The organism is Pantoea sp. Z09, assembly GCF_022394795.1.
GTDB classification, from domain to species: Bacteria; Pseudomonadota; Gammaproteobacteria; order Enterobacterales; family Enterobacteriaceae; genus Pantoea; species Pantoea latae.
Map to the genome: position 1 here is coordinate 1,353,988 of NZ_CP092373.1, position 25,519 is coordinate 1,379,506.

The 25,519-nt window shown below is 62.0% G+C and carries 26 protein-coding genes and 1 other annotated feature; of the genes, 9 read left to right on the top strand and 17 right to left on the bottom strand.

The features are described from left to right. Positions 1 to 14 precede the first annotated feature (14 nt). From MC269_RS06410 to hisL, 10 genes are all read right to left on the bottom strand, one after another. Positions 15 to 491 carry a YbaK/prolyl-tRNA synthetase associated domain-containing protein gene (locus MC269_RS06410; protein WP_239954497.1) on the bottom strand — a complete coding sequence of 159 codons (477 nt, stop codon included), beginning with the start codon at positions 489 to 491 and terminating at the stop codon, positions 15 to 17. Positions 492 to 567: 76 nt separating this feature from the next. Then, entirely contained in the window at positions 568 to 1,179 is a 612-nt protein-coding gene (gene hisIE, locus MC269_RS06415; protein ID WP_239954498.1) for a bifunctional phosphoribosyl-AMP cyclohydrolase/phosphoribosyl-ATP diphosphatase HisIE, read from the bottom strand. Then, positions 1,173 to 1,949, bottom strand: coding sequence for an imidazole glycerol phosphate synthase subunit HisF (gene hisF, locus MC269_RS06420; protein WP_081139877.1), 777 nt, complete (start codon positions 1,947 to 1,949; stop codon positions 1,173 to 1,175). The genes hisIE and hisF overlap by 7 nt, the downstream gene beginning before the upstream one ends. Next, complete coding sequence (gene hisA, locus MC269_RS06425; RefSeq protein ID WP_239954499.1) at positions 1,931 to 2,668, bottom strand: 1-(5-phosphoribosyl)-5-[(5-phosphoribosylamino)methylideneamino]imidazole-4-carboxamide isomerase; 738 nt, start codon at positions 2,666 to 2,668, stop codon at positions 1,931 to 1,933. Before hisA ends, hisF begins: the two co-directional genes overlap by 19 nt. Continuing rightward, positions 2,668 to 3,258 carry an imidazole glycerol phosphate synthase subunit HisH gene (gene hisH / locus MC269_RS06430; RefSeq protein ID WP_239954500.1) on the bottom strand — a complete coding sequence of 197 codons (591 nt, stop codon included), beginning with the start codon at positions 3,256 to 3,258 and terminating at the stop codon, positions 2,668 to 2,670. Before hisH ends, hisA begins: the two co-directional genes overlap by 1 nt. Next, complete coding sequence (gene hisB / locus MC269_RS06435; RefSeq protein ID WP_081139884.1) at positions 3,259 to 4,326, bottom strand: bifunctional histidinol-phosphatase/imidazoleglycerol-phosphate dehydratase HisB; 1,068 nt, start codon at positions 4,324 to 4,326, stop codon at positions 3,259 to 3,261. After that, on the bottom strand, positions 4,323 to 5,399 hold the full coding sequence (gene hisC, locus MC269_RS06440; RefSeq protein ID WP_239954501.1) for a histidinol-phosphate transaminase: 1,077 nt from the start codon (positions 5,397 to 5,399) through the stop codon (positions 4,323 to 4,325). Before hisC ends, hisB begins: the two co-directional genes overlap by 4 nt. Continuing rightward, entirely contained in the window at positions 5,396 to 6,703 is a 1,308-nt protein-coding gene (gene hisD / locus MC269_RS06445) for a histidinol dehydrogenase (protein WP_239954502.1), read from the bottom strand. The genes hisC and hisD overlap by 4 nt, the downstream gene beginning before the upstream one ends. Positions 6,704 to 6,706: 3 nt before the next feature. Continuing rightward, the gene (gene hisG, locus MC269_RS06450) at positions 6,707 to 7,606 is read right to left on the bottom strand and encodes an ATP phosphoribosyltransferase (protein WP_081140126.1); all 900 of its coding nucleotides are present in this window, start codon (positions 7,604 to 7,606) and stop codon (positions 6,707 to 6,709) included. A gap of 53 nt (positions 7,607 to 7,659) precedes the next feature. Further along, positions 7,660 to 7,780, bottom strand: a sequence feature (His leader region). Beyond that, on the bottom strand, positions 7,756 to 7,803 hold the full coding sequence (gene hisL / locus MC269_RS06455; protein WP_100396937.1) for a his operon leader peptide: 48 nt from the start codon (positions 7,801 to 7,803) through the stop codon (positions 7,756 to 7,758). (Overlaps the previous feature by 25 nt.) Before the next feature lie 147 nt (positions 7,804 to 7,950). Between hisL and MC269_RS06460 the strand changes: the two genes are divergently transcribed. After that, positions 7,951 to 8,778 (top strand): SDR family oxidoreductase, encoded by an 828-nt coding sequence (locus MC269_RS06460; protein ID WP_239954503.1) that lies wholly within the window; start codon positions 7,951 to 7,953, stop codon positions 8,776 to 8,778. Positions 8,779 to 8,781: 3 nt separating this feature from the next. Here the strand turns inward: MC269_RS06460 and MC269_RS06465 are convergent, their stop codons facing one another. The 3 genes from MC269_RS06465 to puuD are packed head-to-tail and all read right to left on the bottom strand — an operon-like array spanning position 8,782 to position 11,402. Beyond that, a complete protein-coding gene (locus MC269_RS06465; RefSeq protein ID WP_305802681.1) occupies positions 8,782 to 10,059 on the bottom strand; it encodes an FAD-binding oxidoreductase in 1,278 nt (425 codons plus the stop codon). 24 nt (positions 10,060 to 10,083) lie between these two features. Next, positions 10,084 to 10,641 carry an HTH-type transcriptional regulator PuuR gene (puuR, locus tag MC269_RS06470; protein ID WP_081139895.1) on the bottom strand — a complete coding sequence of 186 codons (558 nt, stop codon included), beginning with the start codon at positions 10,639 to 10,641 and terminating at the stop codon, positions 10,084 to 10,086. Then, a complete protein-coding gene (puuD, locus tag MC269_RS06475; protein ID WP_239954505.1) occupies positions 10,638 to 11,402 on the bottom strand; it encodes a gamma-glutamyl-gamma-aminobutyrate hydrolase in 765 nt (254 codons plus the stop codon). Before puuD ends, puuR begins: the two co-directional genes overlap by 4 nt. A 209-nt stretch (positions 11,403 to 11,611) precedes the next feature. Between puuD and MC269_RS06480 the strand changes: the two genes are divergently transcribed. Together MC269_RS06480 and MC269_RS06485 are read left to right on the top strand one after the other, a co-directional pair. Next, complete coding sequence (locus MC269_RS06480; RefSeq protein WP_239954506.1) at positions 11,612 to 13,027, top strand: glutamine synthetase family protein; 1,416 nt, start codon at positions 11,612 to 11,614, stop codon at positions 13,025 to 13,027. A gap of 349 nt (positions 13,028 to 13,376) precedes the next feature. After that, positions 13,377 to 14,732: an APC family permease gene (locus tag MC269_RS06485; protein ID WP_239954507.1), complete on the top strand. Its 1,356-nt coding sequence runs from the start codon at positions 13,377 to 13,379 to the stop codon at positions 14,730 to 14,732. Between the two features lie 46 nt (positions 14,733 to 14,778). Here MC269_RS06485 and MC269_RS06490 read toward each other — a convergent pair whose 3' ends face one another. Further along, on the bottom strand, positions 14,779 to 16,044 hold the full coding sequence (locus tag MC269_RS06490; protein ID WP_239954508.1) for a phosphatase PAP2 family protein: 1,266 nt from the start codon (positions 16,042 to 16,044) through the stop codon (positions 14,779 to 14,781). A gap of 96 nt (positions 16,045 to 16,140) precedes the next feature. Then, positions 16,141 to 16,902 (bottom strand): DNA-binding transcriptional repressor YgbI, encoded by a 762-nt coding sequence (ygbI, locus tag MC269_RS06495; RefSeq protein ID WP_239954509.1) that lies wholly within the window; start codon positions 16,900 to 16,902, stop codon positions 16,141 to 16,143. A 260-nt stretch (positions 16,903 to 17,162) separates the two neighbouring features. On the opposite strand from ygbI, the gene ltnD reads away from it, so the two are divergent. The 5 genes from ltnD (at position 17,163) to MC269_RS06520 (ending at position 22,203) form a co-directional block, all read left to right on the top strand. Further along, a complete protein-coding gene (gene ltnD, locus MC269_RS06500; protein WP_239954510.1) occupies positions 17,163 to 18,062 on the top strand; it encodes an L-threonate dehydrogenase in 900 nt (299 codons plus the stop codon). Between the two features lie 2 nt (positions 18,063 to 18,064). Next, positions 18,065 to 19,333, top strand: a complete 1,269-nt coding sequence (otnK, locus tag MC269_RS06505) for a 3-oxo-tetronate kinase (protein WP_239954511.1) — start codon at positions 18,065 to 18,067, stop codon at positions 19,331 to 19,333. Then, the gene (locus MC269_RS06510) at positions 19,326 to 19,952 is read left to right on the top strand and encodes an aldolase (protein ID WP_239954512.1); all 627 of its coding nucleotides are present in this window, start codon (positions 19,326 to 19,328) and stop codon (positions 19,950 to 19,952) included. Before otnK ends, MC269_RS06510 begins: the two co-directional genes overlap by 8 nt. After that, positions 19,952 to 20,737: an HPr family phosphocarrier protein gene (locus MC269_RS06515; protein WP_081139914.1), complete on the top strand. Its 786-nt coding sequence runs from the start codon at positions 19,952 to 19,954 to the stop codon at positions 20,735 to 20,737. Before MC269_RS06510 ends, MC269_RS06515 begins: the two co-directional genes overlap by 1 nt. A gap of 110 nt (positions 20,738 to 20,847) precedes the next feature. Continuing rightward, complete coding sequence (locus MC269_RS06520; protein WP_239954513.1) at positions 20,848 to 22,203, top strand: GntP family transporter; 1,356 nt, start codon at positions 20,848 to 20,850, stop codon at positions 22,201 to 22,203. Between the two features lie 50 nt (positions 22,204 to 22,253). On the opposite strand, the gene MC269_RS06525 is transcribed toward MC269_RS06520, so the two are convergent. Together MC269_RS06525 and sbcB are read right to left on the bottom strand one after the other, a co-directional pair. After that, complete coding sequence (locus tag MC269_RS06525) at positions 22,254 to 22,496, bottom strand: hypothetical protein (RefSeq protein ID WP_239954514.1); 243 nt, start codon at positions 22,494 to 22,496, stop codon at positions 22,254 to 22,256. 94 nt (positions 22,497 to 22,590) lie between these two features. Beyond that, positions 22,591 to 24,015, bottom strand: a complete 1,425-nt coding sequence (sbcB, locus tag MC269_RS06530; protein ID WP_371824360.1) for an exodeoxyribonuclease I — start codon at positions 24,013 to 24,015, stop codon at positions 22,591 to 22,593. Between the two features lie 317 nt (positions 24,016 to 24,332). Here sbcB and dacD point away from each other — a divergent pair, with 317 nt between their 5' ends. Next, positions 24,333 to 25,496 (top strand): serine-type D-Ala-D-Ala carboxypeptidase DacD, encoded by a 1,164-nt coding sequence (gene dacD, locus MC269_RS06535; protein ID WP_239954516.1) that lies wholly within the window; start codon positions 24,333 to 24,335, stop codon positions 25,494 to 25,496. Positions 25,497 to 25,519: the final 23 nt, after the last annotated feature.

Consider the following 25,519-nt stretch of genomic DNA (forward strand, 5'->3'; position numbering starts at 1 on the left):
CACCACGATGACAATTACTGGATTATTTTCACTACGTTAGCATTGCAGAGGCGGCGATAATCTTCCGTGTGCAAAACCATCGACAAATCCAGCCGTCCGGCGTTGAAGGCGATTTCATCAAAGCGCGCAAACAGCAGCGGATCGACCACCAGCTGGAGATCGGGATGAAACGAGAAGGGCGGTATGGCGCCAAACACGCAGCCGGTCAGCATATCTACTTCCGCCGGGCTGGCGAGCGAGGCGCGGCGACCGCCGACCGCTTGCGCCACGCGCGCTAGATCCGCCTGTTGGTCAGCGGGCAGCACCGCCAGCACATGCTGTTTCACGCCGTTGCCTTTAACGTGACACACCAGCGCCTTCGCGCCCTGGCCGAGTTCAGTGCCGCGGATCGCCGCTACCGCTTCGCATTTGCCGGTCGCTTCATGCGCCATCAGCCGATAGCGCGCCTGATGCTGCTCCAGCAGGGCGATCAGTTTGTCATGGGTGGTCATCGCCGGGTCCTGAAAATGAGAAGTATGTTGCTCAATATTCGCGTTACCAGCCGATATTGAGCAACATATTGCACCGCTACTTATGGCGCGCGCGCAGGTTATTGATAATGGCGCTGAGGTCGAGATCCTGATCCTGCAGTAGCACCAGCAGGTGATAGAGCAAATCAGAGGCCTCGTTGGTCAACTCATGACGATCGTTGACCGTTGCCGCCAGCGCGGTCTCAACGCCTTCTTCGCCCACCTTCTGCGCGATGCGCTTGGTGCCGCTGGCATAGAGCTGCGCGGTGTAGGAGCTGGCGGGATCGGCGCTTTTGCGCGACGCCAGCAGCTGCTCTAGCTGATGCAGAAACACCCAGTCGGGCGCGGCGGGCGAAAAGCAGCTTGAGGTGCCGCGATGGCAGGTCGGTCCGATGGGATCGGCCAGCACCAGCAGCGTGTCGTTGTCGCAGTCCGGCGTAATGCTGACGACGCGCAGAAAGTGGCCGGAGGTCTCGCCTTTGGTCCAGAGACGCTGCTTGGTGCGCGAGAAAAAGGTGACGTTGCCTTCGCTGCAGGTTTTCGCCAGCGCCGCCTGATCCATATAGCCGTGCATCAGCACTTCGCCGGAGACGCTGTGCTGCACGATAGCGGGCATCATGCCCTCGGTTTTGACCCAGTCAAGCTGGGCCAGTTGCTCTTCAGTTAACACGCGCGAATCTCCACTCCGTTCTCTTTCAGAAAGCTTTTCAGCTCGCCGATATTGATAATTTGCTTGTGGAACACCGAGGCGGCCAGCGCGCCGTCGACGTTCGCCTGCTCAAAGGCGTCGAGGAAGTGCTGCATCGTGCCCGCGCCGCCGGAGGCGATCAGCGGCACCTTGCACACCTCGCGCACTTTTTGCAGCTGCACCAGGTCGTAGCCGTTGCGCACGCCGTCCTGGTTCATCATGTTCAGCACGATCTCTCCTGCGCCGCGCTTCTGCACCTCCTGCACCCACTCCAGGGTTTCCCACTGGGTGACGCGGGTGCGCGCTTCGTCGCCGGTGTACTGGTTAACGTGATATTTGCCGCTCGCCTCGTCAAACCAGGTGTCGATGCCCACCACGATGCACTGCACGCCAAAGCGATCCGCCAGGCGAGTGATCAGCTCGGGATCGGCCAGCGCTGGCGAGTTGACGGAGATTTTATCGGCGCCGAACTCCAGAATGCGCGCCGCGTCCTCTTCGCTTTTAATGCCGCCCGCCACGCAGAAGGGAATGTCGATCACCTCCGCCACGCGCGACACCCAGCTTTTGTCGACCACGCGGCCGTCGCTGGAGGCGGTGATATCGTAGAACACCAGCTCGTCCGCGCCTTCCTGCGCATAGCGCTGCGCCAGCGGCACGATGTCGCCGATGATCTCGTGATTGCGGAACTGCACGCCCTTGACGACCTGTCCGTCGCGCACGTCAAGACAGGGGATTATGCGTTTTGCCAGCATGCGATAGCCTCCGAAACCGTGAATTTACCTTCGAGCAGCGCGCGTCCGACGATCACGCCTTGTACGCCGCTGTCGCGCAGCGCCGCGATATCCTCAATGTTGCCAATGCCGCCGGAGGACTGAAACGCAATCTCGGGATAGCGCGCGGTCACTTCCTTATAGAGCGCGACGTTGGAGCCGCTCAGGGTGCCGTCGCGCGAAATGTCGGTGCAGAGCACATGCTTCAGGCCCACCGGCGCAAACTGCGCGATCACCTCTTCCAGCGTGACGCCGGCCGCTTCCTGCCAGCCGCTGATGGCAATCTCTTTGCGGTTCGCCGCATCGATGCGCACATCCAGCGCCAGCACGATCGCCTCGGCGCCGAACTCGCTGAACCATTTTTTCACTTCTTCCGGCGCTTTTACCGCCGTCGAGCCGACCACCACGCGGCTGGCGCCGGCGTCGAGCAGCGCTTTTACGTCGTCGCGCGTGCGGATGCCACCGCCGACCTGCACGATCGCTTCAACGCCGTTAAGCAGCGTTTTCAGCAGCGGGATCTGGCGCTTTGCCGGATCCTTCGCGCCGGTCAGGTCCACCAGGTGCAGCACCGTCGCGCCCTGGCTGGCGTAATCCTGCAGGCGCGGCAGCGGATCGCTGCCGTAGTCGCGCTGCTGGCCGTAGTCGCCCTGATGCAGGCGCACCACTTTGCCGTCAATCAAATCTAACGCGGGGATAATCATCACATCTCCAGGAAGTTTTTCAGCAGCTGCGCGCCCGCTTTGCCGGAGCGCTCAGGGTGGAACTGCACGCCGAAGAAGTTATCTTTCTGCACCGCCGCGGTGAAGGGCTGGCCGTAATCGCACTGGGCGATGGTGCTGGCGTTGACCGGCATGGCGTAGCTGTGCACGAAGTAGAAGTAGCTCTCTTCGTCGATGCCGCGAAACAGATGGTTGCCCGCCTGGGCGGTAATCTGGTTCCAGCCCATATGCGGCAGCGGCAGGCCGCGCGTGTCCATTAGCCCGCATTCGGCGTCGATGATGCCGAGGGTGGGGATACCGCCGTTCTCTTCACTGCTGCTGCCGAGCAGCTGCATGCCGAGGCAGATGCCGAGCACCGGCTGGGTGCAGGCTTTGATCAGGTCGACCAGATCGCGCTCTTCCAGCTGGTTCATCGCCGCGCGCGCGGTGCCGACGCCTGGCAAGAACAGCTTGTCGGCGCGCAGCACCACGTCAGGATCGCGGCTGACGTCGGGCGTGTAGCCGAGGCGCTCAACCGCCCATTTCACCGACGAGAGGTTGGCGCAGCCGGTATCGAGGATCACCACGTTCATTTACAGCACTCCTTTCGAGCTGGGCAGGGTGTTGCCCTCAACGCGGATCGCCTGGCGCAGCGTGCGGCCAAAGGCCTTAAACAGGCTCTCCACGCGGTGATGATCGTTTTTACCTTTGGTTTTCAGGTGCAGGGTGCTCATCATGGCGTAGGAGAGCGAGCTGAAGAAGTGCTCTACCATCTCGGTGCTCATGTCGCCGACGCGCTGATAGTTGAACTCCGCCTTGAACTCGAGGTGCGGACGGCCGGAGATATCGAGCGCGCAGCGCGCCAGGCACTCATCCATCGGCAGCACGAAGCCGAAGCGGCCGATGCCGCGCTTGTCGCCCAGCGCCTTCAGCAGCGCCTCGCCGAGCGCCAGCCCGGTGTCTTCGATGGTGTGGTGATCGTCGATATAGAGATCGCCTTTCACCTCGATGTTCATGCGGAAGCCGCCGTGCACCGCGATCTGGTCCAGCATATGGTCAAAGAAGCCGACGCCGGTGTTGATTTTGCTGTTGCCTTCGCGGTCCAGCCACACCTCGACCTGAATCTGCGTCTCTTTGGTGTTGCGGTTGACCAGCGCATGGCGATCGCGTTTGGTCAGGCGCGCCTGAATCGCGTTCCAGTCCTCGCCTTCGCGGCCGAAGCGGATGCCCTGGATCCCCATATTCTGCGCCAGCTGGATATCGGTCAGCCGGTCGCCGATCACATAGCTGTTCGCCACGTCGATGGCGCCCTGCGCCAGCCACGCCTCGACCATTTTGGTCTTCGGCTTGCGGCAGTCGCAGTTATCTTCCGGCTTGTGCGGGCAGATCAGCACGTCGTCAAAATGGATCCCCTGCGAGGTGAACACCTGCATCATCAGGTTTTGCGGGCCGTCGAAATCCGCCTGCGGGAAGCTGCTGGTGCCCAGCCCATCCTGGTTGGTGATCATCACCAGCCGGTAGCCGGCGTTTTGCAGCGCCAGCAGCGCCGGAATAACGTTGGCTTCAAACGCCAGCTTCTCCAGGCGATCCACCTGAAAATCTTCAGGCGGCTCGGCGATAAGGGTGCCGTCGCGATCGATAAAAAGGGTCTTCTGACTCATGCTCTCTCCACAGATAAAGCCTGTAACGCGGCGATCAGGCGCTCGCACTCTTCACGCGTGCCGATTGAGATGCGCAGGCATCCCGCAAGGCCCGGATTTTTGTTCTGGTCGCGCAGAATAATGCCCTGTTCCCACAGGGATTTAAACACCGCAGGCGAATCAGTAAAGCGCGCCAGAATATAGTTGGTTTCACTTGGGAAGACCTGCTGCACCAGGCTGAGCTGGGGCAGCTGCTCCAGCAGCCAGGCGCGGCTGGCGTTCAGCTCGGCGACGTGCTGCTGCATCAGCGCGATGCCCTGATCGCTCAGCGCCTGACCGGCAACGTCGGCGACCGGCGTCGCCAGCGGATAGGGCGCGATCACCTTCATCAGCAGATCGATGACTGGCTTATTCGCCAGCGTAAAGCCGCAGCGCAGGCCGGCCAGCGCAAACGCCTTTGACAGCGTGCGCAGGATCACCAGATGCGGATAATCTTTTAGCCAGCCGCTCAACGTCGCCTGCGGACAGAATTCAATATAGGCCTCATCCGCCACCACCAGCGCTTTTCCGGCAGTCATTTCAAGCAGCGCGCGGATATCGTCCGGGTCGATCAGGTTGCCGGTCGGGTTGTTGGGGCTGCACATATAGACCACTTTCACGCCGTCGAGCTGTTCGGCGATAGCCGGCAGATTCAGCTGCCAGTTCTCCAGCGCGGGCACGGTGCGGTATTCAATGCCGATGGTTTCGGCGCTGACGCTGTACATGCCGTAGGTTGGCGGGCAGAACAGAATGGCGTCTTTGCCCGGCTCGCAGAAGGCGCGCATCACCAGCTCAATGCCCTCGTCGGCGCCGCGGCTCACCAGCACCTGCTCCGGCTGCAGCCCGGCGTAAGCGGCGTAGCGCTCAATCACGATCTTCGGCTGGCACTCCGGGTAGCGGTTCAGCGTCTGCTGCGACAGCTCGAAAGGCACCGGCAGCGGAAATTCGTTGGCGTTAAGCCAGACGTCGCCGTTGCCGCCGAGGCGGCGCGCAGACAGGTAGGGCGTCAGGGCGCGCACGTTGTCGCGCGCCAGCTCTTCAATATTCCGGCTCATGCCTGCTCCTCTTTCAGCGCGGCGACGCGCAGGGTAACGGCGTTTTTGTGGGCCTCCAGCTGCTCGGCGGCGGCCAGCGTCTCAATGGTGGCGGCGAGGTTGAGGAAGCCCTGCGGCGTCAGCTCCTGCACCGTCATGCGCTTCTGAAAATCGGCGAGGCCGAGGCTGGAGCTGGTGGCGGTGTAGCCGTAGGTCGGCAGCACATGGTTGGTGCCGGAGGCGTAATCGCCCGCCGACTCCGGCGACCAGTCGCCAAGGAACACCGAACCGGCGCTGGTGATCGCCTCGACCAGATCGCGCGGCTGGCGCGTCTGAATAATCAGGTGCTCCGGGCCATACTGGTTGGAGATCGCCACGCACGCCTCCAGGTCGCGCGCCACAATCAGGCGGCTGCTCGCCAGCGCCTGACGGGCGGTGGCGGCGCGCGGCAGCGCCTGCAGCTGCGTCTCTACCGCCTCCGCGACCTGCTGCGCCAGCGTCAGCGACGGCGTCAGCAGGATCACCTGGGAGTCGGGGCCGTGCTCCGCCTGCGACAGCAGATCGGAGGCGACAAAAGCGGGCGTCGCGCCCTCGTCGGCGATCACCAGCACTTCCGACGGACCGGCGGGCATATCGATCGCCGCGCCGTCGAGGCGCTGGCTCACCTGGCGCTTCGCCTCGGTGACATACGCGTTGCCTGGTCCAAAGATCTTGTCGACCTTCGGCACGCTCTCTGTGCCGAAGGCGAGGGCGGCGATCGCCTGCGCGCCGCCGACCTGAAACACCTCTTCGACGCCGCACAGCTGCGCCGCATAGAGTATCTCGTCGGCGATGGGCGGCGGCGAGCAGAGCGCCACGCGGCCGCAGCCGGCGATGCGCGCCGGGGTGGCCAGCATCAGCACGGTGGAGAAGAGCGGGGCGGAGCCGCCAGGAATATAGAGGCCGACCGACCGCACCGGCCGGGTGATCTGCTGGCAGCGCACGCCAGGCTGGGTTTCAACGTCCACGGTCGCCAGCTGCTGCGCGTTGTGGAAGGTTTCGATATTGGCGACGGCGACGGCCATCGCCTGTTTCAGCTCGTCGCTCAGCCGCGCGCCGGCGGCGGCGATCTGCTCGGGCGTCACGCGCAGCGCCTCTACCTGCGCCTTGTCGAAGCGCGCGCTGAACGCACGCAGCGCCGCGTCGCCGTTACTTTTCACCTGATCCAGCACCTCGCGCACCGTGGCGCTAATCGCCTCGGAGGCGGCGATAGCCGGACGCTGCAGCAGCGCCTGCTGCTGCTCCTCGCTGCACTGCTGCCACTCGACGGGGGTCATAAAGGCCATGATTTACTCCATCATCTTTTCAATCGGCAGCACCAGAATCGAGCTGGCGCCCAGCGCTTTCAGTTTTTCCATGGTTTCCCAGAACAGGGTTTCGCTGCTCACCATGTGCATCGCCACGCGGCTCTGATCGCCCGCCAGCGGTAGCACGGTCGGACGCTCGGCGCCCGGCAGCAGCTGGATCACCTCTTCCAGACGCTCGCTCGGCGCGTGCATCATGATGTATTTCGATTCGCGCGCTTTGATAACGCCCTGAATGCGGGTCATCAGCTTGTCGATCAGCTCCTGCTTCTCCGCTGCCATCTCGCCATCGCGCTGGATCAGCACCGCTTTAGAACGGTAGATCACTTCCACTTCGCGCAGGCCATTGGCTTCCAGCGTGGCGCCGGTGGAGACCAGGTCGCAAATCGCGTCCGCCAGGCCGGCGCGCGGCGCCACTTCCACCGAGCCGTTCAGCATGCAGGGTTTGAAGTTAAGGCCTTTTTTGTCGAGGTACTGTTTCAGCAGGTGAGGATAGGAGGTGGCGATGCGGGCGTTATTCAGGCACTGCGGGCCGCTGTACGCTTCATCCACCGGCATCGCCAGTGACAGGCGGCAGCCGCCGAAGTCCAGGCGACGCAGGGTGAAGTAGCGCGGATCTTCGCCCTGGGCGCGACGCGTCAGCAGCTCCTCTTCCAGCACGTTCTCGCCAATAATGCCGAGATCGACCACGCCATCCATCACCAGGCCGGGAATATCGTCATCGCGCACGCGCAGAATATCGATCGGCATGTTTTCTGCGAAGGCGATCAGGCGCTGCTGCTGCAGGTTGATTTTAATGCCGCAGCGCGCCAGCAGCTCGCGTGAGTCATCGCTTAAACGGCCAGATTTCTGCATAGCTATGCGAATTCGTTTGTTATCTAACATCATTCCCGTCCTCTGTTTTCATTCCTGTCTGAAAAAAAGTGGTGCGCCAGCCCATAAAAAAACCCCCGGAAGACGATCTTCCGGGGGTTCTCTTTGCGTTCGCACCACTGGAAGATCTGAATGTCTCCCAGCACACATCGCCTGAAAGACTAGTCAGGGTGATGGTGATGATGATGGTTGAACTGAACGCGTGTCATAGTAAATTCCGTTGCTGAATGGGTATTCATTTGCGTGCTGATTAACCTAGCGAAGATAACGCCGATGCGCAACCCTTTTTTAACCTTTGCGGTTCGGCCGCGCGGCGCACTAAGATGAACGGCAGTGAAGCAAGCGCAGGAGAGAAGATGAAAAAGGTTGCCATTATCGGTCTGGGATGGCTCGGCATGCCGCTGGCGCTGGCGTTAACCGCGCGCGGCTGGCAGGTCACCGGCAGCAAAACCACGCTGGACGGCGTCGAGGCGGCGCGCCGCTGCGGCATCGACGCCGTCCAGCTGCGGCTGACGCCGGAAATTGAGTGCGACGCCGGGGATCTCGAGCTGCTGCTGAATGTCGACGCGCTGGTGGTGACTCTGCCCGCCAGCCGCACGGCGGAGGGCGGCGCAAGCTATATGCAGGCGGTGCAGAACGTGGTGGACAGCGCGCTGGCGCAGCAGGTGCCGCGCATTATTTTCACCAGCTCCACCTCGGTCTACGGCAGCGGCAACGGCGTGATGAAAGAGAACAGCGCGCTGCAGCCGGAAACCGTGGCGGGCAAGACGCTGGCGGAACTTGAGAGCTGGCTGCACGATCTGCCGGGCACCCAGGTGGATATTTTGCGCCTGGCGGGGCTGGTGGGGCCGAGCCGTCATCCCGGCCGCTTCCTGGCGGGAAAAACCGGCCTGAGTCACGGCGCGCACGGCGTCAATCTGGTGCATCTGGATGATGTGGTCAGCGCCATCACGCTGCTGCTGCAAACGCCAAAAGGCGGCCGCATCTACAACCTGTGCGCGCAGCAGCATCCGTCGCGTGACGCCTTCTATCCCGCCGTTTCGCGCCAGCTCGGCCTGACGCCGCCGACGTTTCTACCCGATGAAGCGGGCAAGCGCGGCAAGCTGATAGACGGCTCGCGCATCTGCAGCGAGCTGGGATTCGAATACCGCTACGACGATCCGGCGAAGATGCCGCTGGAGTAAGGGCTACACGCCGAGCCGGTCGCGCAGCGCATACCAGGCGGCACCCATCGCGGTGAGCGGCACCTTGAAGCGCCGTCCGCCGGGGAAGGGCAGATGCGGCAGCTTCGCAAAGGCATCGAAGCGTTCTGCATCGCCGCGCAGCGCTTCGCAGATCAGCTTGCCGGCCAGATGGGTGCAGGTGACGCCGTGGCCGCTGTCGCCCTGCATAAAGTAGACGTTATGCTCCAGCCGGCCGAACTGCGGCAGCCGTGACAGCGTCAGCAGGAAGTTGCCGCTCCAGCGGTAGCTAAAGGCGAGATCGCGCAGCTGCGGGAAGGTGCGCAGCAGTTTAGGGCGGATCAATGCCTCGATGTCGCCGGGATCGCGCGCGCCGTAGACCACGCCGCCGCCGTAGAGCAGCCGGTTGTCCGCCGTGAGCCGGAAGTAGTCCAGCAGATAGTTGCAGTCCTCGACGGCGTGATTGTTCGGCAGCAGCGCCAGCGCCTGATCGCAACTCAGCGGCTCGCTGGTGAGGATCTGCGACCCGCACGCCATGCTGTTGCGCGCCAGGCGCGGCTCCAGCTGCGAGGGCAGGTAGGCGTTGCCGGCGAAAATCACAAAGGTGGCGCTCACCTCGCCGTGGGCGGTTTTCACCCGATTCGGCGCGCCGTAGGTCAGCGCCGTCGCGGCGGAGCGTTCATAGATGCGCCCGCCGTGGCGGCGAATCGCCTCGGCTTCTCCCAGCGCCAGATTAAGCGGATGCAGATGGCCGCCGCGCCGGTCCAGCAGGCCGCCGACGTAGCGATCCGTGGCGATCTCGCGCCGGATGCCGCGCTCGTCCAGCAGCTCCAGTTCCTGATTACCATACTTTTCCCACAGCCGCTGCTGGCGGCGCAGGTGATTCATCTGGCGCGGGTTGAGCGCGGCGAAAATATTGCCGGGCCGATAGTCGCAGGCGATGGCGTAGCGGTCGATGCGGTCGCGAATAATATCGGCGCCCTCGAACATCATGCTGCCGAGCATGCGCGCGCTCTCTTTGCCGTAGCGCTGTTCAATCACGTCCACGTCGCGGCTGTAGGAGTTGACCACCTGACCGCCGTTGCGGCCGCTGGCGCCGAAGCCGACGCGCGCCGCCTCCAGCACCACCACGTCATAGCCCGCTTCGGTGAGGTAGAGCGCGGCGGAGAGGCCGGTAAAACCGGCGCCGATAATGCAGACGTCGCACTGGATGCTCTCCTGCAGCGTCGGCCAGGGCGCATGGTCGTTGGCGGTCGCCGCGTAGTAGCTTTCAACGTGTTTCATCACAACCTCCTGCATACAGATGCGTCAGAAATTGGCGGGCGTATGGGCGCTGACGATGCGGCACGGCTGCGCGGAAAGATTGCTAAAGCTGTGCGGCAGCCCGGTATCGATCACATAACTTTCGCCCGCGTAAAGGTGATAGCTCTGGCCGTTGACCACCAGGGTGATCTCGCCTTCCAGCAGCGTGCCGGTCTCTTCGCCCGGATGACGCAGCTTTTCGCCGGTGCTGGCGCCGGGCTGATAGGTCTCCAGCAGCATGCCGAGCGAGCGCTGCGCCTGCCCGTTGTCCACCAGCTTCAGCGACACGCCCTGGCTGCCGATCTCCACCAGATCCTGCTGTTTGACGATCACCTTCGGCGCGTCGTGGTGTTTCGGCTCGGAGAAAAACTCCGACAGCGACAGCCCGTACACCTTTAACAGCTTCTGCAGCGTGCTCACCGCCGGACTCACCTTGTCCTGTTCGATAGTGCTGATGGCGCTGTGGGTCAAACCTGACAGTTCAGCGGCGCGGCGCTGAGACAATCCCAACTCTTGCCGGATCTGCGATAAGCGTCGTCCGGGCGCCAGAGCGGCATCGTTCATGGTGTTTTTTCCTTGTGATAGTGCTGGGCGGCGTGGATAAACCCCGCGAAAAGCGCGCGCGAGGCGTCGTTATGTTCAGTCTGCCATTCAGGGTGCCACTGCACCGCGAGGGCGAACGGATGGTGGCGCAGGCTGACCGCTTCGATCAGGCCGTCCGGCGCGCGCGCCTCGATGCGCAGCTGTGGCCCCGGCTCGCGGATGCCCTGATGGTGCAGCGAATTAACTGCCAGGGTAGCGTCGCCGCCCAGCAGCGAGGCCAGCAGGCCGTCCGCCTCAGGAAAGACGTCATGCGCCGGCGCGTACTGCTGGTTCAACGGCTGCGTCGCCTCTGGATGATGCGGCAGGCCGCGCTTAAGCTGGTCAAGATCGCGCCACAGCGCGCCGCCGTTCGCCACCACCAGCTCCTGCATGCCGCGACAGATGCCAAACAGCGGCATGTTGCGGCTGGTGGCCCAGGTAATGATGGCGAAGGCGAGCCGGTCGCGACCGGGATCGGCGTGCGCCTCGCTGCCCGCTTCGCCGTAATGCCAGGGTTCGATATTGCTCGGGCTGCCGGTCAGCAATACGCCGTCGAGCGCCGCCAGCGCCTGCTCCAGCAGCTGCGGCGCGGCGCAGAGCTGCTGCGGCAGGGCAAGAGGCACGCCGCCCGCCTGGGCGATGGCCGTCAGATATTTGTTATGCACCGACTGGGTGAGATGGCCATGATGGTCGATCTGGCACATCGTGACGCCGATCAACGGCTTGTTAAAAATAATGCCCATCTCACTCCTCGACTCGCTGTTCAAAAAATTCACCGATCGGGCCCGTAACGGGGAAAACTGTGCAATATTTTTTCAATCTAGCAATGCGCTGTTTGTTTCTCAAACAGATTTGTTACATTTGCACACTTTTTCTGTTGGCGCTATGTTAGAGGAGTGGCTGTTATTTTGAGCATTGCGCAAACCAACTAACGGTAGAAGGCGGGTGGGATATGACGAACCTCGTGGAAGTAGAAGACTTCACGCGTCACAGTGAAGAGAGACGAACCAGCGCGTTCCAGCTTGAAGTGAAAAACTGGCTGGAACGCCATCCTGAAACGCAGTATGTCGATATTTTACTTAATGATTTAAATGGTGTTTTTCGCGGTAAGCGTATCCCGGTCGCCGCGCTGGCGAAGCTGGAAAAAGGGTGTTATTTCCCCGCCTCGGTTTTCGCTATGGATATTCTCGGCAACACCGTCGAAGAGGCCGGACTCGGACAATCTCTCGGCGAACCTGACAACCTCTGTATGCCCGTTCCCGGCTCCTTAGTTCCCTCTGCTTCCGATCCCGCGCGCATCGCGCAACTGCTGCTGACCATGTGCAACCAAGATGGCACTCCCTTTGACGTTGAACCCCGAAATGTCCTGAACCGGCTGTGGCAGCAGCTGCGTAATCGAGGGCTGTTTCCGGTGGTAGCGGTAGAGCTGGAGTTCTATCTGGTGGACAAGGCCCGCGACGCCGAAGGCTTTATTCAGCCGCCGTGCGCGCCGGGCAGCAGCGAGCGCAATATGCAGAGTCAGGTCTACTCGGTGGACAACCTCGATCATTTCGGCGCGGTGCTGCGCGATATCGACGCGCTGGCGCGTCAGCAGAATATTCCCGCCGACGGCGCGCTGGCGGAAGCCTCGCCCGGCCAGTTCGAGATTAACCTGCACCACACCCGCGACGTGCTGAGCGCCTGCGACCACGCCGTGCAGCTGAAAAGGCTGATCCGTCAGGTGGCGGAGAATCACGGCATGACCGCCACCTTTATGGCTAAACCCTATGAGGAGTACGCGGGCAGCGGCATGCACGTGCATATCAGCATGCTGGATGCCGCCGATCATAACGCCTTCGCCGCAGACGACGGCAGCGACTCGCCGCTGCTGAAGCGCGCGCTGGCGGGCATGCTCGACCTGATGCCGGCGTCGATGGCGCTGCTGGCGCCCAACGTCAACGCCTATCGCCGTTTTGTGCCGGAGGCCTATGTGCCGCTGCAGGCCTCCTGGGGGCACAACAACCGCACCGTGGCGCTGCGCATTCCCTGCGGCGACAGCGATAACCACCGCGTCGAGTATCGCGTCGCGGGCGCGGACGCCAACCCCTATCTGGTGATGTCGGCGATTCTGGCGGGCATTCTGCACGGGCTGGATAACGCGCTGCCGCTGCCGCAGCCGGTGCAGGGCAACGGCCACGAGGCGGAGGGCATTCCGCTGCCGGTGCGTCAGAGCGAGGCGCTGCTGGAGTTCGAAAGCAGCTACCCGCTGCAAAAACTGCTGGGCGAGCGTTTCGGCGCGGTGTGGCACAGCTGTAAGCGCCACGAGATGATGCAGTTTGAACGGCTGGTCACCGCCACGGAGATCGACTGGATGCTGAAAAACGCCTGAGAAAAAAGTCGCTATACTGAGCAGCGGGTCTTGTATTTTTGCCGCATTTTGGGGCAGAATACGCGGCCTGCAAAAATATGAATATAACCGATGCTTATCAGAGCCTCGGTTATTTTTTTTGCATGTACTTAACCGATTCGCATGAGGCCGGGCGCGCCCGGATAGATACACGTTAAAAAACGCGTAAGCGTAAGAACTGAGGATACAAAGATGGGGATGTTATTCATTCAGCCGGCCCGCGCTGGCTCTCGTTTCCGTGACGACTACGGCGCCGCGCTTGCGTTTAACGCCACCTCTCTCACTCCCGTGATGCAATTCAGTCAGGTTGCAGCGCAGGGAGGTCTGAACCATGTCGCTTGATACCTCAGCACCGCAGCGTGCGCACCTGAAAAAATCTCTGACCCTGCTTCCGGTCGTCATGATTGGCCTCGCCTACATGCAGCCGATGACCCTGTTTGATACCTTTGGTATCGTGTCGGGCCTGACCAGCGGTCACGTCGCCACCGCCTACGCCTTCGCGCTGATTGCGATTCTGTTTACCGCCATAAGCTACGGTAAGCTGGTACGCCGCTTCCCATCTGCGGGCTCCGCTTATACCTACGCGCAAAAGGCGATCAGTCCGCACGTCGGCTTTATGGTCGGCTGGTCATCACTGCTGGACTACCTGTTCATGCCGATGATCAACATTCTGCTGGCGAAAAACTATTTTGAAGCGCTGGTGCCTGGTATTCCGTCGTGGATTTTCGTGGTGCTGCTGGTGGCGTTTATGACGATGTCCAACCTGCGCGGCATTAAAACCGTGGCGAACTTCAACAGCGTTATCGTGGTGCTGCAGGTTGTGGTGATGATCGGTATCACCGGCATGGTGATTTACGGCGTGGCGCACGGCGAAGGCGCGGGCACGCTCACCAGCTCGCAGCCGTTCTGGTCCGCTGACGCCCATGTGGTGCCGATGATCACCGGCGCGACGATCCTCTGTTTCTCGTTCCTCGGCTTTGACGGCATTAGTTCGCTGTCGGAAGAGACTAAAGACGCAGAACGCACCATTCCGCGCGCGATTTTCCTTACCGCGCTGATCGGCGGTCTGATCTTTATCGTCGCCTCTTACTTCCTGCAGCTCTACTTCCCGGATATCTCGCGCTTTAAGGATCCGGATTCGTCGCAGCCGGAGATTATGCTGTACGTGGCGGGCCATGTGCTGCAGTTCGGCATCCTGATCTTCTCGGTGGTGACCGTGCTGGCGTCAGGTATGGCGGCGCACGCGGGCGTGTCGCGTCTGATGTACGTGATGGGCCGCGACGGCGTCTTCCCGGAGCGTTTCTTCGGCTATATCCATCCGAAGTGGCGCACCCCGTCGCTGAACGTGCTGCTGGTTGGCGCCGTGGCGCTGATGGCGATCCGCTTCGACCTGGTGACCGCGACGGCGCTGGTTAACTTTGGCGCGCTGGTGGCGTTTACCTTCGTTAACCTGTCGGTGATCGCGCAGTTCTGGATCCGCGAGAAGCGTAACCGCACGCTGCGTGACCATATCAACTATCTGGTGCTGCCGGTGCTCGGCGCCCTGACGGTGGGCGCGCTGTGGATTAACCTGGAAGAGAGTTCGATGGTGCTGGGCCTGATTTGGGCCGCCGTGGGGATTGTTTACCTCGCGTTTGTCACCCGCAGCTTCCGTAATCCGGTGCCGCAGTACAGCGAAGAAGTGTAATTTGCTGACAAAGCAAAAAGGGTGAGGCGCAAGCCTCACCCTTTTTTTATCCCTGATGCTTCGCCTGCGCAAAGGCGGCGCTGAGATCGAGACGCTGCCAGAACTGCTGCTCCGGCGTGGTGCCCGACAGCGGATAGCCCGCCGGCAGCGCGGTTTTCGCCATCAGCGCGCGACGCTGCGCTGAGGAGAGCTGCGGCAGCGCCGTTTCCAGCAGCACCTCCGCGCCCGGCGGCACGCTGACAGCGCGCGGCTGCGTGCTCAGCCGCGGCAGGTTGTAGGTCATGGTGAAGCGATAGAAGCGCTGCATCGCCGCATCCTGATAATTATCCTCGCCCTTAACCGTCTGCGCACAGGTCGCCAGCGCGACGCCGCACTCTTTCTCCAGCGCGCTGCGCAGCTGGTCGCGCGCCTCGCTGAACAGCCTGCGGTAAGCGGGATCGTTAAGGTAGTGCGCCACGTTGCGCTCGGCCACCATACGCGACCCCATCACGTCGAGCGGATAGTGCACGCCGAGCACGATGCGCGAGTAGCCATAGCGCGCGCCGCGCGCCACCAGCGCCTGAAACCGTTCCGGGATCATCTCCGCCAGCAGCAGCGAATCAGTGACGCCGGTATTGGTATGGCCGCTGGGGAAGGAGCCGCCGTCGGCGGTGTAGGGCTTGCCATCGTTGATCACCACGTTGTCCGGCACCAGATGAATGCTGTTGCCCGTCGCCAGGAAGGGACGCGGATAGTTAAACGCTTTTTTCGCCGCGCTGGTGCTGATTTCCGTCGCTTTGATCAGCGCGGCCGCCTTACTTAGCTCGCCTTTATCGTAGGCGGCCAGAAACGCCTTGCCGAGACGCGGGCCGAGCGCGTCGGCGGTGAAGTAGAGATAGCTGATGCCCTCCGCGTCGGCCAGCGCCTGCTGGCGCGCGCCCTGAGAGGCGTTGAGGTTAATCTGCGCCACGGTGGCGCGGTTGGCGTTCAGCGTCGCCTCCGGCAGCGCGCTAAAGCTGGAGAGCAGGCCAATGCCCGCCTGCTGGTTGGCTTTCACCTGAAAGTCATAGCCGCTCGCCCTGAGCCAGGCGCTGTCCGCCTGCAGCGGCGACTGCTTGGCCTTTTCCAGCGCGCTGCGCGTCAGCGTCGGCGCGCCGTTCTGCAGCGCCTGACGTTCCGCCTGCAGGATCTGCTGCTCCAGCGCATCGAAAGTCTGGCCGCCTGATTCCGGCGTGGTCATGCGCGCCAGCGCCGCCGCCTCTGGCAGCGTGGTTGCCTGCGCCTGCTGCGCCAGCAGCAGCGAGGCGGCAATAAGCGTAAAACGTAATGTCATGTTTTTATCCTGTTATTCAGAGAATTACCTTGCCGGCTTTGACGGTAACTCCGCAGGATGACAGTTTTATTACGGCGCGAAGTCTTTCACGCGCCGCTACTCCGCCAGCAGCAGCTCCCAGCTGCCCTCGCGCAGCACGCTGCGCGCCGCCGCGCTGAGCTGGCTGTCGGTGATAAGGGTGTCAAAGTCGCTGAGCGGCAGCGCCAGAAAGGTGGCGATTTTGTTGTACTTTGAGCTGTCGCTCAGCAGCACGCGCTTGCTGCTGACGTCGCGCACCGTCTGCTTCACCGTTACCTTATCTTCGTCGGGCGTATAGAGCCCGCGCGGCCCCCAGCAGGAGGCAGAAATAAAGGCGATGTCGATTGCCAGCTGGCGCAGGCTGCGCGCCGCGCTCTCCCCCACGCAGGAGCGGTTGTCGCGGCACACCGTGCCGCCGGTATGGATCACCCGGCAGTTGCTCGCCTCCATCAGCAGATTGGTGACCATAAAGTCGTTGGTCACCACCAGCAGGTCGTCGCGATCCAGCAGCTCGCGCGCCAGCGCCAGCGTGGTGGTGCCCGCATCCAGATAGATGCAGCTGTTACGCGGAATATGCTGGGCGGCACAGCGGCCGATGGCGTTCTTCTCGGCGTTATAGAGCGTGGTCTTGGTCTGATGGGAAGGCTCCGCCGCCAGGCGATCGGCCGAGCGCACGCCGCCGGAAACCGACAGCACCGCGCCTTGCTCTTCCAGCTTCTGCACGTCGCGGCGAATAGTCATATGCGACACGTCAAGCCGCTCGGTCAGTTCGGCAATGCTGACCACGCCGCGTTCGGCGACCAGCGCCAGGATCTGCTGGTGGCGTTCAACAGGGATCATCTTTGCTCTCCATGCTTATCAATTTTTCACAGTGTAAAGCATTTACCTGTGCAGGCGAATGAATAATTTTGCCGGAATAATCGCGAGGTTATCGTCTAAAGTTGCACAATATCATGCAGATAGACTGATTGTGAAGAAATGTTCCATATTAGTCTGCTTAGTGAAAATGTGTGATGAGCAGCACATTTATCCGCCAGCGTTCCTGCCAGAATTAACAACATCCAACAAATAATCACTTAAATTAACAGCGGAGGCTCACAGTGCCACTCTCAAATGTCTGTGTTATCGGGTTAGGGTCAATGGGGATGGGCGCGGCGACCTCCTGTATTCGCGCCGGGCTGAACACCTGGGGCGTGGATCTTAATCCTGCCGCGCTGGAGACGCTGCGTCAGGCCGGCGCGCGTGACGCGCAAACGTCGGCCGACAGCTTTGCCGCCGAGCTGGACGCCGTGCTGCTGCTGGTGGTGAACGCCGCGCAGGTCAACGCCATTCTGTTTGGCGACAAGGGGCTGGCGGCGAAGCTGAAGCCCGGCACCATCGTGATGGTGTCGTCGACTATCTCCGCGCAGGACGCGCAGCAGATTGAACAGCAGCTGGCGCAGCATCAGCTGCTGATGCTCGACGCCCCGGTCTCCGGCGGTGCGGCGAAGGCGGCCACCGGCGAGATGACGGTGATGGCCTCCGGCAGCGACGCGGTGTTCGACCGCCTGCAGCCGGTGCTGGATGCGGTAGCGGCGAAAGTCTACCGCGTCGGCAGCGAGATCGGCCTCGGCTCCACGGTAAAAATCGTTCACCAGCTGCTGGCGGGCGTGCATATTGCCGTCGGCGCGGAAGCGATGGCGCTGGCGGCGCGCGCCGGCATTCCGCTGGAAACCATGTATGACGTGGTGACCAACGCGGCGGGCAACTCCTGGATGTTCGAGAACCGCATGCGTCACGTGGTAGACGGCGACTACAGCCCGAAATCCGCGGTGGATATCTTCGTTAAAGACCTCAACCTGGTGGCGGACACCGCGAAATCGCTGCACTTCCCGCTGCCGCTCGCCTCTACCGCACTCAATATGTTTACCGAAGCGAGCAACGCCGGTTACGGCCGCGAAGATGACAGCGCGGTGATCAAAATTTTCAGCGGCATCCAGCTGCCGCAGGCAAAGGAGTGAGCATGACGCGCTTAGGCATCATCGCCGACGACTTTACCGGCGCCACCGATATCGCCAGCTTTCTGGTGCAAAACGGCCTCTCCACCATTCAGTTCAACGGCGTGCCGTCGCAGCATGACGCGCTGACCGCCCAGGCGATCGTCATCAGCCTGAAGTCGCGCTCCTGCCCGGCGCAACAGGCGGTCGCCCAGTCGCTGGACGCGCTGCGCTGGCTGCAGGAACAGGGCTGCGATCGCTTCTACTTTAAATACTGCTCGACCTTCGACAGCACCGAACAGGGCAATATTGGCCCGGTGACCGACGCGCTGCTGGCGGCGCTGGGAGAAACCCAGACGGTGATCTCGCCGGCGCTGCCGGTGAACGGCCGCACCGTCTATCTGGGCCATCTGTTTGTCGGCGAGCAGCTGCTGAGCGATTCCGGCATGCGCCACCATCCGGTGACGCCGATGACCGACAGCAACCTGCTGCGCCTGATGGAACGTCAGGCAGGCGGCAAAGCGGGGCTGATCGCCGCGCCGCTGCTCGACCAGGGCGCGCAGGCGGTGCGCGACAGGCTGAGCCAGCTTAAAGAGCAGGGCGTCAACTACGTGGTGCTGGATACGCTGCATGAGCAGCACCTGCTGACGCAGGGGGAAGCGCTGCGCGAGATGCGCCTGGTGACCGGCGGCTCGGGCCTGGCTATCGGACTGGCGCGCCAGTGGGCCGCCGCCGGCAGCGACCGCGCCGACGCGGAAAATGCAGGCCGTCCGCAGGGGGCGCGCGCCGTGGTGATCTCCGGCTCCTGCTCGCAGATGACCAACCTTCAGGTCAGCACCTATCGCCAGCAGGCGCCGTCGCATGAGGTCGAGGTGACGCGCTGCCTGGACAATCCTGACGCCTACGCCCGCGAACTCTGCGACTGGGTGGCCGACCACAGCGACCAGCCGCTGGCGCCGCTGCTCTACGCCACTGCCGACGCGCAGCAGCTGCAGGCGATTCAGCGCGACTATGGCGCGCAGCGCAGCAGCGAGGCGGTAGAGCAGCTGTTTGCCGCCGTCACGCGCGAACTCAAGGCGCGCGGCTGGCAGCGCTTTATCGTGGCGGGCGGCGAAACCTCCGGCGTGGTGGCGCAGAGCCTCGGCGTAACGGCGTTTCACATTGGGCCGACCATTTCGCCAGGCGTGCCCTGGGTACGCGATATCCATCAGCCGCTGTCGCTGGCGCTGAAGTCCGGCAATTTCGGCGATGAACACTTTTTCCGCCGCGCACAAACGGAGTTTGCTTATGACTGAACAACAGGCCCGCGAAGAGATGGTTAAACTGGGCGCCTCTTTTTTCGCCCGCGGCTACGCCACCGGCTCCGCCGGCAATCTCTCTCTGCTGCTGGAAGACGGCACGCTGCTGGCGACGCCGACCGGCTCCTGCCTCGGCGAGCTGCAGGCCGATCGCCTGTCGAAAGTGACGCTGGAAGGGGAGTGGCTCTCTGGCGATAAGCCCTCAAAAGAGATCGCCTTCCATCGCGCGCTCTATGTGGGCGACAGCGAGTGCAAAGCGGTGGTGCACCTGCACAGCCACTACCTGACCGCGCTCTCCTGCCTGGAGGGGCTGGACACGCAAAACTGTATTCGCCCGTTTACCCCCTACGTGGTCATGCGCGTCGGCGACGTGCCGGTGGTGCCCTACTACAAGCCCGGCGACACGCGGCTGGCGGACGATCTGTCGCAGCTGGCGGGCCAGTATCGCGCGTTTCTGCTGGCGAACCACGGTCCGGTGGTGATCGGCAAATCCCTGCGCGAAGCCGCCGACAACACCGAAGAGCTGGAAGAGACCGCGCGCCTGATGTTTACCCTGGGCGATCGCGCCATTCGCTATCTCAGCGCAGGCGAAGTTGCAGAATTAAGGAGCCGATAATGCCGAAGTTTGCTGCAAATCTCTCGACCCAGTTCAACGAAGTGCCTTTTACCGAGCGCTTCGCGGCGGCGGCGCAGGCCGGTTTCGAGGCGGTGGAGTTTCTTTTTCCCTATGACTATCCGGCGGCGCAGCTGAAGCAGCTGCTGGATGAGAACAACCTGAAGCTGGTGCTGTTCAACACCGCGCCGGGCAACGTGGCGGCGGGCGAGTGGGGCGTCTCGGCGATCCCCGGACGCGAAGCAGAGGCGCGCGCCGACATCGACCGCGCGCTGGAATATGCGCTGGCGCTTGAGGTGCCGCAGGTGCATATCATGGCCGCCACGGTGCCCGCCGGCGCAGACCGCGAAGCCTACGCCGAGACCTTTGTGCGCAACATGCACTACGCCGCGGAGCGCTTTGCGCCGCACGGCATCAACCTGCTGCTGGAGGCGCTCAATCCGGTGACTAAACCGCGCTATCTCTATGCCAGCCAGTATCAGACGCTGGAGATGGCAGCGCGTATCGATCGCCCCAACGTCTTTACCCAGCTCGATCTGTTCCACGCCCAGCTGGTGGACGGCAATCTCAGCGCTTTGATCCGCGAGAACCTCGGCCGCTATCGTCATATCCAGATCGCCTCCGCGCCGGATCGCCATGAGCCTGACGAGGGGGAAATCAACTATCCGTGGCTGTTTAACCTGCTGGACGAGGTGGGCTACGACGGCTGGATCGGCTGCGAATATATGCCGCGCGGCAACACGCTGGACGGCCTCGGCTGGTTCGCGCCCTGGGCGAAAAAAGCGTGACATAACCTTGCTCACCCCGGCGCAAGGGCGCCGGCATTTTGCTTGATGAGCCTGCACCAGGCAGCGCTGTACCCCTTACGACTAAAAAGATAACGATACCTGAGGTAAACATGTCCACCGCACTGCTGTTAGCCATTGCGACCGCCAGCATCGTCATACTGCTGCTGCTGGTCATCAAAGCCAAAGTTCATCCCTTTGTCGCACTGCTGATTGTCAGCCTGCTGGTCGCTATCGCGACGGGCATTCCGGCTGAAAAAATCATGGAAACCATTATGAGCGGGATGGGCAGCCTGCTCGGCCATATCGCCATTATCATCGTGCTGGGGGCGATGCTCGGCGCGGTTATCGAAGCGTCGGGCGGCGCTGAGTCGCTGGCGCAGCGCTTCAGCAAGAGCCTCGGCATTAAGCGCACCGTGGCGGCGCTGACCATGGCCGCCTTTATCCTCGGCATTCCGGTGTTTTTCGAGGTCGGTTTTATTATCGTTATTCCGCTGATCTACGGCTTTACCAAGGTGGCGCGCGTTTCGCCGCTGAAGTTCGGCCTGCCGATGGCGGGCGTGATGCTGACCGTGCACGTGGCGCTGCCGACCCATCCTGGTCCGGCAGCGGCGGCGGGCATTCTGCACACCGATATGGGCTGGCTGATGATGATCGGTCTGGCGGTGTCGGTGCCGGTCGGCATTATTGGCTACTACATGGCGAAGGCGATGAATCGCCGTCACTACCATCTGTCGGTCGAGGTGCTGGAACAGCTGCAGATGGCGAAGCCGGAAGGCGTAGAGAAGAAGAATGAGCCGGCGCCGCCGGGGGCGCTGACTATCGCCGGGCTGATTGTGGTGCCGATCCTGCTGATTGTGCTTGGCACGATTTCCCACTCGCTGCTGGCGGCCGACAGCCTGCCGGGTAAAGTGATGACGGTAATCGGCACGCCGCCCATTGCGCTGCTGATTGCGCTGGCGCTGGCCGCCTGGCTACTGGGCGTGCGTCGCGGCTGGAGCAAGGACAAGCTGGAAGATTTGACCGGCCGCGCCATTCCAGGATCGGCAAGCGTGATCCTGGTGGCGGGCGCAGGCGGCGCCTTCGGCAAAGTGCTGGTGGAGTCGGGCGTCGGCAAAGCGCTGGCGACCACCCTGGAGACGCTGCATCTGCCGCTGGTGCCTGCCGCCTTTATTCTGTCGCTGGCGCTGCGCGCCTCGCAGGGATCCGCGACGGTGGCGATCCTCACCACCAGCGGGCTGCTCACCTCCGCGGTGAGCGGTGCCAGCGATATGGAGCGCGTGCTGGTAACGCTGGCGGCCTGCTTCGGCGGTCTGGGCCTGTCGCACGTCAACGATGCGGGCTTCTGGGTGGTGACGCGCTATCTGGGGCTGTCGGTGGGCGACGGGCTAAAAACCTGGACGGTGCTGACAACCATTATGGGGCTGAGCGGCTTTGCGCTCACCTGGCTGGTGTGGGCGCTGGTATAACCGGATGATTTTACTCCCCTGCCTGTCGGGGGAGTAAATATTCAAAGTGGTTAATCGCTGTGTGGCTTTGTGCCGTTGAGGTTGTCACCAAAATACCAGCGCAACAGCTTATAAATACCGGAGAAAACGGAACAACCTCCAATAATGGTCAGCAACCAGATAGTGTTATTAACCAATGAGGATTCGCCATCGCAGATTTTAAGCGATGAGTGTTTCAGTAAAAATAAGGAGACCTGAAACCCAATAATAACGAAAATCGATTTGATATGTTTTTCAATATTAACTGACAGCATGGCAACCTCCTTATTTCGGCCTTTTCCAGACATCCCGTCTGGATGTTAGCGCCTTCCCATTCCACGAGGAAAGCGCTTAGGCGCCGTTATTCCATTATGAGACCAGTTCCTGCGCGTAGAGATAGAGCGCTTTCAGCTGCGCCATCTTCTCCGCATCCTCTTCATGCAGGCTCGCCAGCGACTCCAGCTCCAGCAAAAAGGCCTGCACGCGCTCGGCGTTCAGGGCTTCGCGGCGGTGCTGCAGCCAGCGCTGCTGCTCGGCGTCATCCAGCGTGCCGGGGAAGTTGCGCGCGCGGTAGCGGAACAGCAGCTTCGCCACGCGCGCGTCCTGGAAAGAGAGATCCATCGCCGGCAGGTTCGCGGGCGCGGTCTGACGCAGGATGTTCATGCCCGCGCGGTCGGCGTCGCTGAAGAAACCGTCATAGAGCTGCGCGTCGACATCGTCCGACGCGGTGAAAGGCTCCGCGTCGGCAAACAGCGCCACCACTTTTTCGCGCACCTCGGCGTGCTGACGCAGCAGCGCCAGATTCGCCAGGCAGGCTTCTCGATCGATGCCCAGGCGTGCCGCGTCTTCGGGGCGCAGCGTGTTGGCGGGCGCCAGCACCGGGCACTTGTTGATATGCACCAGCTTGATCGGCACCGACGCTTCGTCGTCGCCCAGATCGCTTTTGCGCGTATAGAGACGCTCGCGCAGCGCATCCGCATCCATCTCCAGCAGCGGCGTCATATCGCCCGCCAGGTCGGCGACGATCAGCGCGTTGCGGTTATCGGGATGCCACGCCAGCGGCACGACCCAACTGGTGTTGCCGCGCGCCGCGCCGAACATGCCGGAGACGTGCACCAGCGGCTTCATCTGCGGAATGTCGATCAGCGTCATCAGCTTGTTTTTGTTGCGATGGGTAAACAGAAACTCAAACAGCTTCGGCTGCTTCTCTTTCACCAGCTTCGCCATAGCCAGCGTGGCGTGCACGTCGGACATGGCGTCATGGGCGTTCTCATGCGCCACGCCGTTGGCTTTGGTCAGGTGTTCGAGCTTAAAGCTGGGAAAGCCATCCTCATTTTCCGGCCAGACAATGCCGTCGGGACGCAGCGCATAGCAGGCGCGCATCACATCCAGCAGATCCCAGCGCGAATTGCCGTTCTGCCAGCTCCAGCCGTAGGGATCGTAAAAGTTGCGGTAGAAGATGTTGCGTGTCACTTCGTCGTCGAAGCGCACATTGTTGTAGCCCACCACGCAGGTCTGCTCTTCGGTAAACAGCGCATAGATGCGGGCGGCGAACTCCGCCTCCGATACGCCGCGCGCACGCGCCACCTGCGGCGTAATGCCGGTAATCATCACCGCTTCCGGCTGCGGCAAATAGTCATCCGCTGGGCGGCAGTAGACGATCTGCGGCTCGCCGACCGGGTTAAAATCGCTGTCGGTGCGCAGCGCGGCAAACTGCGCCGGACGGTCCAGCGACGGGCTTTTACCGAAGGTTTCGTAGTCGTGAAACAGAAAAGTGCGTTCAGAGGCGGGCACGAGCATATCCTGTACTGAGAAAACAACGCACAGCATAGTCGCTTGCGTCGCCTGTCACAACCACGCCCGCGAAGGTTGCGTGCATCTGCGCAACCTGCTGCCAAAGAGCAGAAGCGCGCGCGGTGTCACGCAGTGAGTAAACCCATGCACATCATCATTAAGCATGGGTACAGCGCGCTGTCAGGAGAAGCACAGGCTGGCGGTTTTGCGGAGCACGCCCGCAGCCGATCACACTTTTTTTCAATTTAATCAAACCTGTTTATGCCTTTTGCCGTAAAACGAGCCGCTGTTTTCCCTGTAACCCTGAGGATGAAGTGTTGAAAAGGCGTCTGTTGATTACTGTATCTGGATCTCTCTTGTTGGCTTCGCTGGCGCACGCCGACGATATGCCGTTTCCCCTGACGCCACCGTCGATTGACGCCGCCTCCTGGGTGCTGATGGACGCCACCACCGGACAGGTGCTGACCGCGGGCAATCCTGACGAGCGCCGCAACCCCGCCAGCCTGACCAAACTGATGACCGGCTATGTGGTCGACCGCGCCATCGACGCGAAAAAAATCACCCGCGACGACGTCGTGACCGTGGGCAAAGACGCTTGGGCAGCCGGCAACCCGGTGTTCAAAGGCTCGTCGCTGATGTTCATCAAGCCAGGCGACAAGATCACGGTGCGCGACCTCAGCCGTGGCGTCATCATCGACTCCGGCAACGACGCCTGCGTGGCGCTGGCTGACTATGTGGCGGGCAGCCAGCAGAATTTCGTCAATATGATGAACCAGTACGTGCAGAAGCTGGGCCTGACCAATACTCACTTTGAAACCGTGCACGGCCTCGACGCGCCGGGTCAGTTCTCCTCGGCGCTCGATATGGCGAAGCTGTCGCGCGCGATTATCAGCGGCGAGCCCGATTTCTACGCCATGTACAGCGAAAAAACCCTTAGCTGGAACGGCATCACGCAGAACAACCGCAACGGGCTGCTGTGGGACAACAGCCTGCACGTTGACGGCCTGAAAACCGGCCATACCGAAACCGCGGGCTTTAATATCATCGCCTCGAACGTGGTCGGCCAGCATCGTTTGATCGCGGTAGTGATGGGTGGCAAAAGCCCGAAAGGGCGTGAAGAGCAGGCGCGCAAGCTGCTGGTCTGGGGCCAGAACACCTTCGACACCGTGCAGCTGTTCCACGCGGGCAAGAAAATCGGCACGGAAAACGTCTGGTACGGCAATCCGCACAGCGTTGCCGTCGGCACCGCGAACGACGTCTACCTGTCGCTGCCGCGCAGCGAGATCCAGAACGTGCAGGCGAAATATGTGATTGACCGCAAAGAGCTGGAAGCGCCGCTGAAAGCGGGCGAAACCATCGGCGAGATTCAGGTGATCGACAAAGAGAAGCAGCTGGCGAGCTACCCGCTAGTGACCCTCTCAGCGGTGGAGAAAGCGGGCGTCCTGACGCGGATCCAGGACTACCTGAAGCAAAAATTCTAGCAGCAGGCAGGCGGCCTCCGTGC

What these genes read in the sequence shown, in the direction of transcription:
- MC269_RS06410 (WP_239954497.1), bottom strand. Translation starts at nt 491, where the DNA reads ATGACCACCCATGACAAACTGATCGCCCTGCTGGAGCAGCATCAGGCG.
- hisF (WP_081139877.1), bottom strand. Translation starts at nt 1,949, where the DNA reads ATGCTGGCAAAACGCATAATCCCCTGTCTTGACGTGCGCGACGGACAG.
- hisA (WP_239954499.1), bottom strand. Translation starts at nt 2,668, where the DNA reads ATGATTATCCCCGCGTTAGATTTGATTGACGGCAAAGTGGTGCGCCTG.
- hisH (WP_239954500.1), bottom strand. Translation starts at nt 3,258, where the DNA reads ATGAACGTGGTGATCCTCGATACCGGCTGCGCCAACCTCTCGTCGGTG.
- hisB (WP_081139884.1), bottom strand. Translation starts at nt 4,326, where the DNA reads ATGAGTCAGAAGACCCTTTTTATCGATCGCGACGGCACCCTTATCGCC.
- hisC (WP_239954501.1), bottom strand. Translation starts at nt 5,399, where the DNA reads ATGAGCCGGAATATTGAAGAGCTGGCGCGCGACAACGTGCGCGCCCTG.
- hisD (WP_239954502.1), bottom strand. Translation starts at nt 6,703, where the DNA reads ATGGCCTTTATGACCCCCGTCGAGTGGCAGCAGTGCAGCGAGGAGCAG.
- hisG (WP_081140126.1), bottom strand. Translation starts at nt 7,606, where the DNA reads ATGTTAGATAACAAACGAATTCGCATAGCTATGCAGAAATCTGGCCGT.
- MC269_RS06460 (WP_239954503.1), top strand. Translation starts at nt 7,951, where the DNA reads ATGAAAAAGGTTGCCATTATCGGTCTGGGATGGCTCGGCATGCCGCTG.
- MC269_RS06465 (WP_305802681.1), bottom strand. Translation starts at nt 10,059, where the DNA reads ATGAAACACGTTGAAAGCTACTACGCGGCGACCGCCAACGACCATGCG.
- puuR (WP_081139895.1), bottom strand. Translation starts at nt 10,641, where the DNA reads ATGAACGATGCCGCTCTGGCGCCCGGACGACGCTTATCGCAGATCCGG.
- puuD (WP_239954505.1), bottom strand. Translation starts at nt 11,402, where the DNA reads ATGGGCATTATTTTTAACAAGCCGTTGATCGGCGTCACGATGTGCCAG.
- MC269_RS06480 (WP_239954506.1), top strand. Translation starts at nt 11,612, where the DNA reads ATGACGAACCTCGTGGAAGTAGAAGACTTCACGCGTCACAGTGAAGAG.
- MC269_RS06485 (WP_239954507.1), top strand. Translation starts at nt 13,377, where the DNA reads ATGTCGCTTGATACCTCAGCACCGCAGCGTGCGCACCTGAAAAAATCT.
- MC269_RS06490 (WP_239954508.1), bottom strand. Translation starts at nt 16,044, where the DNA reads ATGACATTACGTTTTACGCTTATTGCCGCCTCGCTGCTGCTGGCGCAG.
- ygbI (WP_239954509.1), bottom strand. Translation starts at nt 16,902, where the DNA reads ATGATCCCTGTTGAACGCCACCAGCAGATCCTGGCGCTGGTCGCCGAA.
- otnK (WP_239954511.1), top strand. Translation starts at nt 18,065, where the DNA reads ATGACGCGCTTAGGCATCATCGCCGACGACTTTACCGGCGCCACCGAT.
- MC269_RS06510 (WP_239954512.1), top strand. Translation starts at nt 19,326, where the DNA reads ATGACTGAACAACAGGCCCGCGAAGAGATGGTTAAACTGGGCGCCTCT.
- MC269_RS06515 (WP_081139914.1), top strand. Translation starts at nt 19,952, where the DNA reads ATGCCGAAGTTTGCTGCAAATCTCTCGACCCAGTTCAACGAAGTGCCT.
- MC269_RS06520 (WP_239954513.1), top strand. Translation starts at nt 20,848, where the DNA reads ATGTCCACCGCACTGCTGTTAGCCATTGCGACCGCCAGCATCGTCATA.
- MC269_RS06525 (WP_239954514.1), bottom strand. Translation starts at nt 22,496, where the DNA reads ATGCTGTCAGTTAATATTGAAAAACATATCAAATCGATTTTCGTTATT.